This window comes from Pseudomonas sp. PLB05 (genome assembly GCF_021106615.1).
GTDB classification, from domain to species: domain Bacteria; phylum Pseudomonadota; class Gammaproteobacteria; order Pseudomonadales; family Pseudomonadaceae; genus Chryseomonas; species Chryseomonas benzopyrenica.
On the sequence record NZ_JAJOHO010000001.1, the window covers coordinates 1,057,849 to 1,070,290 of the forward strand.

The following is a 12,442-nucleotide window of genomic DNA, read 5'->3' on the forward strand; positions in this document are numbered from 1 at the left end:
TCCATCGTCGAAGCCCAACAGTGCCCGCTCAAGTCAGCCAAGGGTATGCAACTGTCCGGCTTCGGCGGTACCGAAATAGAGGCCGTGATGGCCCTGTACCTGTTCTTGAAGCCGGCGTTCGAGGATCTGGCGAATCGAGGGATAGGCCAGGTCGGCCCAGGGCAACTCGTCCGGCGCGAAAAAGCGGCGTTCTAAGGTCTCAACGCCAGCCTCGGCGTCGATTTCGACCAATTCGGCGCGGAAGATCAGATAGACCTGATTGACGCCCGCGGCATTGAAGATAGAGTAGGGCGCGAGGATCCGGGCCCTGACCCCGCTTTCCTCCCAGGTCTCCCGCAGCGCGGCCTGCTCGGCGCTCTCGTCGTTCTCCATGAAGCCTGCCGGTAGCGTCCAGTAGCCCCGACGGGGCTCGATGGCCCGACGGCACAGCAAGTAGCGTCCCTCGTGCTCCACCAGGCAGCCTGTGATCACTCGCGGATTGTCGTAGAGCACATGACCACAGGCGTTGCAGAGGAGTCGTTCGTGGCTATCGCCAAGGGGACGGCGCCGGACCAGTTCAGCGCTGCCGCACTGGCAACAGAAACGCGGGGAAGGGCTCATGCTGACCTCGGGTGGCCGCTACTCTGATTGTTCTGGTCTTACGGTATACCAGATTGCCTCGGCGGCCTAGTCGCAATGTCAGGTGTCAGCGTGGGGACGGTGTCCCAGCTCGGCGGCGATCCGCGCGGCGGTCTCGGCCAGCAGGGCACCGACCCATTCCCGCGTCGCTGTCGCATCCATCACGGCATCGGGGCCGGAGACGTTGAGCGCCGCCACCAGTTGGTTGCGATGATCGCGGATGCCGGTGGCGATGGCGGTGGAGTAGTCGGAGCGGTGCAGGACCCAACCCTGGCGGCGGTCTTGCTCGACCAGGCGCAACAGCTCCGGCAGGGTACGGGGCGCAGGCGGTGGCTGGTCGTCCAGCCGCTCGTGCTGGTAGAGGGCGCTCAAGGCCTCGTCGTCGAGGCCGCTGAGCAGCACCCGACCCAGGGCGGTACGGGTACAGGGCAACCGGGTACCTACCGGGACGTTCACCGTCAACCGCTGGCTGGCCATGCTGCGGTAGAGATAGACCACCTCGGTACGATCGCGGACGCCCAGATGGCAGGACAGCGAGGTGACGTCGCGCAGCCGTTCCAGGTGGGGCTGCGCGATATCCACCAGGTCGCGGCTGGCCAGGTAGGCGAAGCCCTGGCTGACTACCTTGATGCCCAGGCCGTATTCGGTCTTGGACTGGCGCTGCAAGTAGCCCAGCTCGGTGAGGGTCATGACGATGCGATAGACCGACGAGGTCGAGCCGCCGAGGCCGTCGGCGATCTCCTGCAGGCTCAACAGGCGGCGCTCGGGACCGAACAATTCCAACACCCGCAGGCCGCGCAGCAGGGCGGGCACCCGATAGTCGCCGTCGGCCTCGACCGCCGTCGCTTCGACGACGGTCATGGGATGCCCGCCGCGAGCAGGGCCGCGACGCCCAGGGCACCGCCATCGAACTCCTCCAGCGCATCGAGCAGCACGTGCCAGAGGTAATGAGCGCTGGCGCGGTCGCAGAGCAGGTGGAACTGCGGCAGCGTACCGTCGCCGGCATTGAGCAGGATGGCGTTGAGTCTGGCCACCGAGGTCTGCACCACCTGGCCGACCGCAAAGGGCTTGCCCAGGTCCACGCCGCACAGCTTGGCGAACAGTGCGGGCAGCTGGGACCCGGTGAGGATCAGCCAGGCGTGGGAGTCCTGGCGCGGCAGCGGGTAGCAGCCAGGGCCGAGGTCGGCAGCAGTCGCTTCCAGAGCGGCGACCCGGGCCCCGCCGTCGGCCAGGGCGCCGAGCAGCAGGTACTCGCTCGGGGACAGCCGCAGCAGCCATTCCCCGGTCGCCTGGCGCAGCGCCAGATTGGGACGTTCCGGCAGGACGTAACCCTGGCCCTGCAGATGGCCGGCGGCGGTCGGGCCGCGCAGGCCGAAGCGCGGCAGATTGCTCAGGTCGGCCAGGCCACCGCGGCGGAGTAGCGCCGCTTCGTCACCATCACTCAGACGCTCGGCAAAGATCCGTCCCTGATGCTGCAGTACGGGTGTATCGAGCTGCAATTCAACCAGCGGACTGCGTTCGTCGAAGTCAAAGGGATTCAGCGTCATGCGTCCACCTCCTGGCGTTGGGCTTGGGGATCGTAGAAGGGCAGGCGTGTCACCGTGGCCTGGACGATCTCGTCCCCTTCGACGCGGATCGGCAGGGACATGCCGGGCTCGGCCTGGTCGAAGGCGGCATAGGCCAGGCCAATGATGTGGCCCAGGGTGGGGGAGAACTCGCAGGAGGTGACGTTGCCTGCGATGTCGTCGCCGCGCAGCACCAGGTGGCCTTCCAGCGGCTGGTTGGCGGTCGCCGGCAGGGTGAAACCCACCAGCTTGCGACGCAGTGGCTGGCTTTCGAGGATCTCGATGGATTTCTGGCCGACGAAGAAGGGTTTCTGGCGGCCGATGGCCCAGCCCATGTCGATTTCGGCGGGGTGGGTCATGCCGTCGGTATCCTGGCCGATGATCACGTGCCCCTTCTCCAGCCGCAGCAGGCGCTGGGCCTCGACGCCGAAGGGGCAGATGCCGAAGCGGGCCCCAGCCTCCATCAGTGCGTCCCAAAGCCGCTCGCCGAAGCGCGCCGGCACATGGATCTCGTAGCCCAGCTCGCCCACGAAACCGACGCGCAGCAGGCGGGCGGGGATGCCGGCGACCCGGCCCTCACGCACGGCAAGATAGGGAAAGGCTTCCGGCGCCAGGTCCAGCTCGGGGCACAGCTCGCGCAGCACCTCCCGGGAGTGCGGACCGGCCAGGTTCACGGCGGCAAAGGCGGCGCTGACGTTGGCGATGTCCACGTCCAGCCGCCACTGGGCGTTCCACTTGAGCAGGTTGCGGTAGACGCGGTCGACGCCGCTGGTGGTCGCCGAGACATAGAAGTGCTGCTCGCCCAGGCGCGCAGCCACGCCGTCGTCGATCACCACGCCGTCTTCGGCGGTCATCAGGGCGTAACGCGTACGCCCCACGGGCAGCTTGCGGAAGCCGAAGGTGTAGACCCGTTCCAGCAACTCGGCGGCATCGGGGCCGCGTACGTCGAGTCCACCCAGGGTGGAGACGTCGATCAGGCCGACGCCTTCGCGGACCTGGCGGACTTCGGCCTGGATGCAACGCTGGCGTTCGCTGGCCGGGCCGTAGAAGGCCGGCCGTTGCCAGACGCCTGCCGGCATCAGGCTGGCGCCCAGTTCCAGGTGGCGCCTGTGCATGGCGGTGCGCCGATAGGGCTCGAAGGCGCGGCCGGCGACGTGAGCGAGCTTTTCCGCAGTGAAGGGGGGGCGCGCGGTGGTCACCCCGGTATCGCTGACGCTACGCGCGGTGGCGGCAGCCACCAGGCGCGCGGTGGGCAGCGCCGAATGGCGACCCTGGGAAGGGCCCATACCGACGGTTGAGAAGCGCTTGACCAGCTGGACGTCGCGATAGCCGTGGCGGGTGGCATTGACGATGTCGGCGATCTGCAGATCCTCGTCGAAGTCGACGAATTCCTTGCCCTGGGGGTGGGCGAACATTGGCCAGGGAAAGTTGACTTGGCTATCGTCGGCCTGGGTCTGCTCTATGGCGAGCGGAGCGAGGTCCAGTTCGGTCAGGGCGCGGGCCGCGGCGGCGCGACCATCGGCCAGCACCCGCTCCATCGCATGGCGACCGTTGACCGAGCCGGCCAGGTGCAGACCACGGGGCAGGTTGCCGAGGCTGAAAGCGGCCTGGTCATCGACGTAGCCCAGGGTGCCGCCGGCCTGGCAGGCCAGCTGGTAGACCGGCATGTAGCCGGCGGACATGCACAGCAGGTCGCAATCCAGGGTCAGGCCCGCGGGGCCGACCTGGCCCTGGCCGACGATGGGACGGACGTCGACCCGTGCCAGCCGGCGACCGTCGGCATCGGCGTGGGCCTCGTACACCGTATGGCCCAGATGCAAGGGAATGCCGCGTTCGCTTACCGCCTGCAGCAGTTGGGTATCCCGCGGCGCGGTGCGCAGATCGAGCAGCGCGGCGACGGCGACCCCTTGCTCCTGCAGGTCGAGGGCCGCCAGATAGCCATCGTCGTTGCCGGCCAAAACCACGGCGCGGCGGCCCGGTCTCACGCCATAGAGACGCATCAGGCGCTGGGCGGCACTGGTCAGCAGGATGCCGGGCAGGTCGTTGTTGCGGAAGATCACCGGCTGGTCGAAGGCACCACTGGCGAGGACGGTCTGCCGCGCCCTGACCTTGAACATGCGGTTGCCCTGGATGATCGGCAGGTAGTGGTCGGCGAACCAGCCGTTGCACACGGCGGACTCCAGCACCCGGATGCGTGGCTCGGCGCGCACCGCGGCGACCAACTCCTCGCGCAGCCCTTCACCCTGGCCGGCATCGAGGCCGAAACGACCCCAGGCCAGGGCACCGCCGAGCAGCGGCTGCTGTTCGATCAGCAATACCTCGGCGCCACCCTGAGCGGCGGCCAGCGCTGCACTGAGGCCAGCGGGTCCGGCGCCGATCACCGCCACGTCGCAGAACAGGTAGGCCTTGTCGTGGTAGGTGGGGACGAAGGTCAGGTCGAGCATGCCGAGACCGGCCTTCTTGCGGATCAGCGGCTCCCAGCGTTTCCACATGCCCTTGGGCTTGTAGAAGGCCCGGTAGTAGAAACCCACCGGCATGAACTTGGAAAACTTGCCGAGCAGGGCATCGCGGTCGCGCTCGAGGCTGCCGCTGACGTTCTGCGCCGTGGCGCTCAAACCTTCGCGTAGCGGCAATTCATCCGCCAGCACATTGGGTTCGTCCGGCAACTGCACCAGGGTATTGGCATCCTGACCGGCCAGGGTCAGGGGCCCGCGGGGCCGGTGGTATTTGAAGGAGCGCGACAGCAACCAGCGACCCTCGCCGAGCAGGGCGCTGGCCAGAGTATCGCCGGCATAGCCCTGAAAGGTCTGGCCTTCAAAGCTGAAGGTGAGGGGACGATTGCGATCGATCAGCAGCCCCATGGGGGCGGGCAGTCGGGTCATGAGCGCACCTCCGCAGCGGTGAAGTCGACGCGCTGGGTAAACAGCTCGCGGGGATCGAAGGTGCGCAGCACCTCGTCGGTGCCGGTATGGCGCTCGGCCAGGAACCAGTAGCTGGAGGCGTTGTGCAGCCACCACTCGGTGACCACCCCCCGGCGATTCTCGCAGTTGAAGACGTAGTCGGCCCATTCGGCGGTGCTGCAGGCCTTGGGATCCGGCATGGCCTTGAGTTCGCCGCCATAGGTGAATTCGCTGATGTTGCGCGGCCCGTTGAGCGGGCAGGTGAGGATCTTCATGAAAGCTCCTTAGTGGCTGGCCGCCGTGGCGCCCATCTCGTTGACCTGCTGGAAGCGGCTGAACCGGTCCAGGCCGAAGGGGGCAATGAGCTCGGGCACCCGGCCGCCGCTGGCCACCAGTTCGGCCATGGTCTTGCCGCAGATCGGCGTGGCCTTGAAGCCCCAGGTGCCCCAGCCGGCGTCCAGGTAATAGCCGTCGATGGGCGAAAGGCCCATCAGCGGGCTGTAGTCCGGGGTCATGTCGGTCATTCCGGCCCACTGGCGCATCAGCTTGGCGTTGGCCATGAAGGGAAACATCTCGATGGCGTGGGCCAGCAGGCTCTCCTTGAGGTCCAGGGTGGAGCGGGTGTGATACAGCGGATAGGGGTCCGAGCCGCCGCCAAAGACGATCTCGCCGCGACTGGTCTGCTGCACGTAGCAATGCAGGGCGCTGGAACTCACCAGCGGATCAAGGAAGGGCTTGAACGGCTGAGTGACCATGGCCTGCAGCGGGTAGGTGTGCAGCGGCGCGCGGATGCCCAGCTTGTTCATCAGCAGCGAACTGGTACCGGCCACCGCCTGTACCGCGCAGCCGCAGCGCACCGTGCCGCGGTTGGTCTTGATGGCGGCGATCCTATTGTTCTCCACCACGAAGTCCTGCACTTCGGTCAGCTGGTGGATCTCTACGCCGCGCTTGGCCGCCTGCTTGGCGTAGCCCCAGGCCACGGCGTCGTGGCGGGCGGTGCCGCCATCGATGTGCCACAGCCCTGCCAGCACCGGCAGGTGGCCCGGATCGAGATTGAGGCAGGGCACCAGGTCGCGGATCTGCTGGCGATCGATCAGCTCGGTGCGCCCGCCGAAGTGCTTGTTCACTTCGGCGCGCTGGCGGAAGGCGCGCACCGTGGCGTCGGTGTGCGCCAGGGTCAGCTGGCCGCGCTCGGAGTACATGATGTTGAAATCGAATTCGTTGGACAGCTCCTTGAACAGCCGCACCGACTCGATATAGAACTTCACCCCCTCGCTGGTGAGGTAGTTGGAACGGATCACCGCAGTGTTGCGCGCGGTGTTGCCGCCGCCCAGATAGGCCTTTTCCAGCACCGCGACATTGGTGATGCCGTGGTACTTGGCCAGGTAGTAGGCGGTGGCCAGACCGTGGCCACCGCCCCCGATGATGACCACGTCGTAGCTGGACTTGAGTTCCTTGGGCGGCGGCAGATCGACCTCAACCGGATAATCGGCGGACAGGCCGTATTTCAACAGGCTGAAAGGCATGGTGGGCTCCCGGTCAGATCGTGACGGCGTAGGGGTGCTGGCGCTGGGCGGCGCTCAGGGTGTTGTGCAGGAGCAGGGCGATGGTCATGGGGCCAACCCCGCCCGGCACCGGGGTGAGGGCCCCCGCCACGGCCGCTACCTCGGGAGCAACGTCGCCCACCAGTCGGGCGCCGTGGGCGTGCTCCACGCGATTGATGCCGACGTCGATGACCACCGCGCCGGGCTTGACCCAGTTCGCGGTGATCAGGTCGGGCTGGCCGGCCGCGGCCACCAGGATGTCGGCCTGGCGGCAAAGCGCGGCGGCGTCACGGCTGCGCGAATGCACCAGGGTCACCGTGCAGTGCGCTTGCAACAGCAGGGCCGCCATGGGCTTGCCGACGATGTTGGAGCGGCCGACCACCACCGCATGGTGTCCGCTGAGATCGCCCAGCTGGTCCTGCAGCAGCCGTAGGCAGCCGGCCGGGGTGCAGGGCACCAAGCCGGGTTGACCTAGGGCCAGAGCGCCGACGTTCTCGCGGTGGAAGCCATCGACGTCCTTGTCCGGGCGAATCGCCTGGATCACTGCCACCTCGTCGATCTGCGGCGGCAATGGTAGTTGCACCAGGATGCCGTGCACTTCCGGGTCGACGTTGAGCGCGGCGATCAGGCCGAGCAACTCGATCTGCTCAAGATCCGCCGGCAACTCGTGGCTGAGCGAGCGGATGCCCACCTCGGCGGCGCGGCGAATCTTGTTGCGCACGTACACCTGGCTGGCCGGATCGCTGCCTACCAGGATGACCGCCAGGGCCGGTTGGATACCCCGCGCGCGCATCTCGGCCACGTCCAGCTCGACCCGTTGCAGCAGGCGGGCAGCGGCGGCCTTGCCGTCGATCAGCCGGGCGCTCATCGGAACACCACCACGCGATTGCCATTGAGGAACAGCCGCCGCTCGATGTGGTACTTCACCGCCTTGTACAGGGCAACGGTCTCGGTATCCCGGCCGATGGCGACCAGGTCATCGGGGCGATAGCCGTGGTCGACGCGTTGCACCTCCTGCTCGATGATCGGGCCTTCGTCGAGATCCGAGGTCACGTAGTGGGCGGTGGCCCCGATCAGCTTGACGCCACGCTCGAATGCCTGGTGGTAGGGCTTGGCACCCTTGAAGCCGGGTAGGAAGGAGTGGTGGATGTTGATGGCGCGCCCGGCCAGTTCCTGGCACAACTCGTCCGAGAGGATTTGCATGTAGCGCGCCAGCACCACCAGTTCGGTCCCGGTTTCCGCCACCAGGCGCAGCAGCTCGATCTCCTGCTGACGCTTGCTGTCCTTGGTCACCGGCAGATAGACGAAGCGGATGCCTTCCCGCTCGGCCATGGCACGCAGCTCCAGATGATTGGAAACGATGGCGGTGATTTCCATCGGCAACTCGCCTTTCTGGTGGCGATAGAGCAGGTCCGCGAGGCAGTGATCGAACTTGCTCACTATCAGCAGCACGCGTGTGGGGCGGGCGGTGCTGTACAGCTCCCATTGCATGGCGAAGTCAGCCGCGACCGCGGCGAAGCCATCGCGCAGCGCCTCGATGCCGGTACTGGCGCCGGGGTTGAAGCGGAATACCGTGCGCATGAAGAAGCGCTCGGTGAAATCGTCGTCGAACTGCGCCATCTCGGCGATGTAGCAGTCGTTGCGGGCGAGATAGGTGCTGACGGCGGCCACGATGCCCGAGGTAGCCGGGCAGCTGACATTGAGGATGTAGGTGGGCAAGGTTTCCATGTTCGCGTCCGGATTTCACCAGTGGAGGAAGATTTCGCTACGGCGTTATTTCCTTTTGGGAATATAAAATTCACGGATGCTTTTATAGGGCAAGCGTAGGCGCTCGTCCAGCTTCGAGTAATAAAAATTTCCTGTCAGTTATAAGGTAGTCTTTTGCCGGTGAAATACCCTTTCACCGGTGAGGCGGACGCGGCTCAGTCGTCCTTGAAGGTCATGATCGACAGCAGCTTGATTGGCACCTGATTCAATCGCTCCGGGCCGTGGGGGACGTCGCTGTCGAAGGTAAGGCTGTCGCCCGGGCCCATTTCATAGAGGTGATTGCCGTGGCGATAGATCAGGCTCCCTTCGAGCAGGTGGATGAACTCGGTACCGGGATGGGAGAAGGTGGGGAATTCCTCGCTGGCATCGTCCATGGAGACCAGATAGGCCTCCAGGCTCTTCTTCGGCCCGCGGGAGTGGTTGAGCAGGTGATAGGTGTGTCCCTTGTCGGTCCCCCGGCGCACCACCTCGAGACCTTCGCCCGCCTTGACCAGCAGGGCGTCGCGTTCCTGCTGGTCGTACTGGCTGAACAGCCGCGACAGCGGCAGGCCCAGGGTGTCGCACAGCCGGCCGAGGGTTTCCAGGCTGGTGGAAACCTGGGCGTTCTCGATCTTGCTCAGCATGCCCTGGCTGATACCGGCCATGCGCGCCACCTCGGCGGTCTTCAGGCCCTGATCCTGGCGCTGACGACGAATCTGGATGCCTATGTACTGCTCGATCTTCAGGCGTGGCTCACGACTCGGGAATTCTTGCATCATTTTAGTTTTGGGAATAAAAAATTCGCACCAGTAAAGTGCAGGAAAGAGGGCGGATACGCGCGGGCGTCCGATGTGGCTCCCATCATGCCGGAAAAAATCTCCGCGGGCTGCTGCCGGGATTTTCCTTGGGATCCGCAGGTTAACTCGCTGACGGGGAGGTTCTGGCATAGCGGTCGGCGAAGCTGACGCGACTTGGCAAAGTCTTTGCTTTCCTGATGGGAAGAATAAATTCCCATTGGGAATATAGTGGATCTCAGCTAAGGAGCCCGTCATGTTGCCCAGCGAAACCCAGCATCTTATCGACCAGCACGGTATCCGCTACGTGCTGGCCCAGTTCGTCGACATCCATGGTTCCGCTAAGACCAAGTCCGTGCCGGTGGCCGGCCTCGCCGCCGTGGCGGAGGAGGGTGCGGGTTTCGCTGGTTTCGCCATCTGCGGCATGGGCATGGAGCCCCATGGTCCCGACTTCATGGCCCGCGGCGATCTTTCCACCCTGATCCCGGTGCCCTGGCAGGCCGGCTACGGGCGGGTGGTGTGCATCGGGCACGTCAACGGCAAACCCCATCCCTATGACAGCCGCTACGTCCTGCAGCGCCAGGTAGCGCGCCTTGGCGACCGCGGCTGGAGCCTGAACACCGGGCTGGAGCCTGAGTTCTTTCTCATGCGCCGCGACGAGGTCGGCAAGCTGTCCCTGGTGGACGGCAGCGACACCCTGGACAAGCCCTGCTACGACTACAAGGGCCTGTCGCGTTCGCGGCTGTTTCTCGAAAAGCTCACCGAAGCCCTGCAGCCGGTGGGTTTCGACATCTATCAGATCGACCACGAAGACGCCAACGGCCAGTTCGAGATCAACTACACCTACAGCGAGGCGCTGGAGTCGGCGGATCGCTTCACCTTCTTCCGCATGGCCGCCGGCGAGATCGCCAACGAACTGGGCATGATCTGTTCCTTCATGCCCAAGCCCGATCCCAAGCGCGCCGGCAACGGCATGCATTTCCACCTGTCGCTGGCGAGCGCTACCAGCCGCAATCTCTTCCACGACGACAGCGATCCGCGCAGCATGGGCCTGTCGCGACTGGCCTACCACTTCCTCGGTGGCCTGCTGGCCCACGGTCCGGCGCTGTGCGCCTTCGCCGCGCCCACGGTGAATTCCTACAAGCGCCTGGTGGTGGGCCGCTCGCTGTCCGGCGCCACCTGGGCGCCGGCCTTCATCGCCTACGGCGCCAACAACCGCTCGGCGATGGTACGGGTGCCCTATGGTCGCCTGGAATTCCGCCTGCCCGACGCCGGCTGCAATCCCTACCTGGTCACCGCCGCCATCATCGCCGCCGGTCTCGACGGTATCGAGCGCGAGCTGGATCCGGGCGCGCCCTGCAACGAGAACCTCTACAACCTGAGCCTCGAGGCCATCGCCGCGCGGGGGATCGAGACCCTGCCGCAGAGCCTCAAGGAGGCCTGCGACGCCTTGGATACCGACCCGCTGTTCCGCGAGATGCTCGGCCCGGAAATCGTCGACGAATTCATCAAGTTGAAGCGCATGGAGTGGGTGGAATACAGCCGCCACGTCTCCGACTGGGAGATCCAGCGCTACACCGAATTCTTCTGATCGCCACCTCTTATCGATCGTTTTTCGGGCGCCCCGGCGCGCCCCCTGCCTGCGAAGGAGTGACACCCATGTGTGGAATCGTTGGACTCTATCTGAAGAACCCGGCGCTGGAGGCCCAACTCGGCAGCCTCTTCGAGCCCATGCTCGAAGCCATGACCGACCGCGGTCCGGACAGCGCCGGCTTCGCCATCTATGGCGACGAGGTGGCCGAGGGCTGGGTCAAGCTGACCCTGCAGGCCACCAGTGAGGGCTACGACTTCGCCGCCTTGGTCGCCTCTGTGCAGCAGCGGTTGGGTGCCGAGCTGGACTGGTTCCAGAACGCCAGTGCCCTCGTGCTCAAGATCCGCGCGGCGGAGGCCGAGGTGCGCGCAGTGCTGGCCGAGCTGGCGCCTGAGTTACGCATCATGAGCGCCGGGCGCAGCATCGAGATCCTCAAGGGCATGGGCCTGCCCCAGGAGATCGCCAGCCGCTTCGGCCTGGCCGGGATGCAGGGCAGCCACATCATCGGCCACACCCGCATGGCGACCGAGAGCGCCGTGACCCTGGAGGGCAGCCATCCATTTTCCACCGGCGCTGACCTCTGCCTGGTGCACAACGGTTCGCTCTCCAACCATTCGCGGCTGCGCCAGGACCTGCGTCGGGAAGGCATCACCTTCGAGACCGAGAACGACACCGAGGTCGCCGCCGGCTACCTGACCTGGCGGCTGCGCCAGGGCGACAGCCTCAAGGAGGCACTGGATCGATCGCTGGAAGACCTGGACGGCTTCTTCACCTTTGCCATCGGCACCCGCAACGGCTTCGCGGTGATCCGCGATCCCATCGCCTGCAAGCCGGCGATCCTTGCCGAAACCGACGACTACGTGGCCATGGCCTCGGAGTACCAGGCCTTGTCGAGCCTGCCCGGCATCGAGCGCGCCAAGGTCTGGGAGCCGGCACCGGCCACCCTGTACGTCTGGGAACGCGAGTCGGCCTGAGGAGCAGCGCACATGAAAACCTTCGATCTCAACCAAACCGCCGTGCGCGAGCTCAACCAGGCCCTGCACGACACCGCCCAGACCGCTGCCGAGCGCGAGTGGGTGGTCATCCATCCTAACGGCGCCCATAACCTCGCCGTGGGCGTGAACGCTGCCGTGTCCGTGGATATCAACGGGCACGCCGGCTATTACTGCGCGGGCATGAACCAGCATGCCGCCATTACCGTGCATGGCAACGTCGGCGTCGGCTGCGCGGAGAACATGATGTCCGGCGCGGTACGGGTCAAGGGCAGCGCTTCCCAGGCCGCCGGTGCCACTGCCCATGGCGGCCTGCTGGTCATCGAAGGCGACGCCGGCGCGCGCTGCGGTATTTCCATGAAGGGTGTCGACATCGTCGTCGGCGGCAGCATTGGCCACATGAGTTGCTTCATGGGCCAGGCCGGGCGCCTGGTGGTCTGCGGCGACGCCGGGGACGCCTTGGGCGACTCGCTGTACGAGACGCGGATCTACGTGAAGGGCCGCGTCGCCTCCCTGGGCTCGGACTGCATCGAGAAGGAGATGCGCGCCGAGCACCTGGCCGAGTTGCAGGAACTGCTCGACACCGCCGGCTTCGCCGAGCGGGCCGCCGACTTCAAGCGCTACGGCTCCGCCCGCCAGCTCTACAACTTCAAGGTCGACAACGCCTCGGCCTATTGATCGCGCAGGAGAAT

The 12,442-nt window shown here is 66.0% G+C and carries 12 protein-coding genes; 3 read left to right on the forward strand and 9 right to left on the reverse strand.

Annotated features, from left to right (window positions below; all coding sequences use genetic code 11):
- Positions 1-33: 33 nt before the first annotated feature.
- The 9 genes from LRS53_RS04860 to LRS53_RS04900 all read right to left on the reverse strand — a co-directional run bounded on the left by LRS53_RS04860 (position 34) and on the right by LRS53_RS04900 (position 9,149).
- Complete coding sequence (locus LRS53_RS04860) at positions 34-600, reverse strand: NUDIX hydrolase (RefSeq protein ID WP_231355143.1); 567 nt, start codon at positions 598-600, stop codon at positions 34-36.
- 78 nt (positions 601-678) lie between these two features.
- The gene (locus LRS53_RS04865) at positions 679-1,479 is read right to left on the reverse strand and encodes an IclR family transcriptional regulator (protein ID WP_231355144.1); all 801 of its coding nucleotides are present in this window, start codon (positions 1,477-1,479) and stop codon (positions 679-681) included.
- Entirely contained in the window at positions 1,476-2,165 is a 690-nt protein-coding gene (locus tag LRS53_RS04870; protein WP_184287824.1) for a sarcosine oxidase subunit gamma, read from the reverse strand. The genes LRS53_RS04865 and LRS53_RS04870 overlap by 4 nt, the downstream gene beginning before the upstream one ends.
- Positions 2,162-5,065, reverse strand: coding sequence for an FAD-dependent oxidoreductase (locus LRS53_RS04875; RefSeq protein WP_231355145.1), 2,904 nt, complete (start codon positions 5,063-5,065; stop codon positions 2,162-2,164). The genes LRS53_RS04870 and LRS53_RS04875 overlap by 4 nt, the downstream gene beginning before the upstream one ends.
- Entirely contained in the window at positions 5,062-5,358 is a 297-nt protein-coding gene (locus LRS53_RS04880; RefSeq protein WP_184287830.1) for a sarcosine oxidase subunit delta, read from the reverse strand. The genes LRS53_RS04875 and LRS53_RS04880 overlap by 4 nt, the downstream gene beginning before the upstream one ends.
- Before the next feature lie 9 nt (positions 5,359-5,367).
- The gene (locus tag LRS53_RS04885; protein WP_231355146.1) at positions 5,368-6,609 is read right to left on the reverse strand and encodes an FAD-dependent oxidoreductase; all 1,242 of its coding nucleotides are present in this window, start codon (positions 6,607-6,609) and stop codon (positions 5,368-5,370) included.
- Positions 6,610-6,622: 13 nt separating this feature from the next.
- Positions 6,623-7,495 (reverse strand): bifunctional methylenetetrahydrofolate dehydrogenase/methenyltetrahydrofolate cyclohydrolase FolD, encoded by an 873-nt coding sequence (folD, locus tag LRS53_RS04890; RefSeq protein WP_231355147.1) that lies wholly within the window; start codon positions 7,493-7,495, stop codon positions 6,623-6,625.
- Positions 7,492-8,355, reverse strand: a complete 864-nt coding sequence (gene purU / locus LRS53_RS04895) for a formyltetrahydrofolate deformylase (RefSeq protein WP_231355148.1) — start codon at positions 8,353-8,355, stop codon at positions 7,492-7,494. Before purU ends, folD begins: the two co-directional genes overlap by 4 nt.
- Positions 8,356-8,549: 194 nt before the next feature.
- The gene (locus LRS53_RS04900; protein ID WP_231355405.1) at positions 8,550-9,149 is read right to left on the reverse strand and encodes a helix-turn-helix domain-containing protein; all 600 of its coding nucleotides are present in this window, start codon (positions 9,147-9,149) and stop codon (positions 8,550-8,552) included.
- Positions 9,150-9,423: 274 nt separating this feature from the next.
- On the opposite strand from LRS53_RS04900, the gene glnT reads away from it, so the two are divergent.
- The 3 genes from glnT to LRS53_RS04915 all read left to right on the forward strand — a co-directional run bounded on the left by glnT (position 9,424) and on the right by LRS53_RS04915 (position 12,428).
- Positions 9,424-10,758 carry a type III glutamate--ammonia ligase gene (gene glnT, locus LRS53_RS04905; protein WP_231355149.1) on the forward strand — a complete coding sequence of 445 codons (1,335 nt, stop codon included), beginning with the start codon at positions 9,424-9,426 and terminating at the stop codon, positions 10,756-10,758.
- Positions 10,759-10,826: 68 nt separating this feature from the next.
- Positions 10,827-11,732, forward strand: coding sequence for a class II glutamine amidotransferase (locus LRS53_RS04910; RefSeq protein ID WP_231355150.1), 906 nt, complete (start codon positions 10,827-10,829; stop codon positions 11,730-11,732).
- A gap of 12 nt (positions 11,733-11,744) precedes the next feature.
- The gene (locus LRS53_RS04915) at positions 11,745-12,428 is read left to right on the forward strand and encodes a protein glxC (RefSeq protein WP_231355151.1); all 684 of its coding nucleotides are present in this window, start codon (positions 11,745-11,747) and stop codon (positions 12,426-12,428) included.
- Positions 12,429-12,442 lie beyond the last annotated feature (14 nt).

What these genes read in the sequence shown, in the direction of transcription:
- LRS53_RS04910 (WP_231355150.1), top strand. Translation starts at nt 10,827, where the DNA reads ATGTGTGGAATCGTTGGACTCTATCTGAAGAACCCGGCGCTGGAGGCC.
- LRS53_RS04880 (WP_184287830.1), bottom strand. Translation starts at nt 5,358, where the DNA reads ATGAAGATCCTCACCTGCCCGCTCAACGGGCCGCGCAACATCAGCGAA.
- purU (WP_231355148.1), bottom strand. Translation starts at nt 8,355, where the DNA reads ATGGAAACCTTGCCCACCTACATCCTCAATGTCAGCTGCCCGGCTACC.
- LRS53_RS04870 (WP_184287824.1), bottom strand. Translation starts at nt 2,165, where the DNA reads ATGACGCTGAATCCCTTTGACTTCGACGAACGCAGTCCGCTGGTTGAA.
- LRS53_RS04865 (WP_231355144.1), bottom strand. Translation starts at nt 1,479, where the DNA reads ATGACCGTCGTCGAAGCGACGGCGGTCGAGGCCGACGGCGACTATCGG.
- LRS53_RS04900 (WP_231355405.1), bottom strand. Translation starts at nt 9,149, where the DNA reads ATGCAAGAATTCCCGAGTCGTGAGCCACGCCTGAAGATCGAGCAGTAC.
- LRS53_RS04915 (WP_231355151.1), top strand. Translation starts at nt 11,745, where the DNA reads ATGAAAACCTTCGATCTCAACCAAACCGCCGTGCGCGAGCTCAACCAG.
- folD (WP_231355147.1), bottom strand. Translation starts at nt 7,495, where the DNA reads ATGAGCGCCCGGCTGATCGACGGCAAGGCCGCCGCTGCCCGCCTGCTG.
- LRS53_RS04885 (WP_231355146.1), bottom strand. Translation starts at nt 6,609, where the DNA reads ATGCCTTTCAGCCTGTTGAAATACGGCCTGTCCGCCGATTATCCGGTT.
- glnT (WP_231355149.1), top strand. Translation starts at nt 9,424, where the DNA reads ATGTTGCCCAGCGAAACCCAGCATCTTATCGACCAGCACGGTATCCGC.
- LRS53_RS04875 (WP_231355145.1), bottom strand. Translation starts at nt 5,065, where the DNA reads ATGACCCGACTGCCCGCCCCCATGGGGCTGCTGATCGATCGCAATCGT.
- LRS53_RS04860 (WP_231355143.1), bottom strand. Translation starts at nt 600, where the DNA reads ATGAGCCCTTCCCCGCGTTTCTGTTGCCAGTGCGGCAGCGCTGAACTG.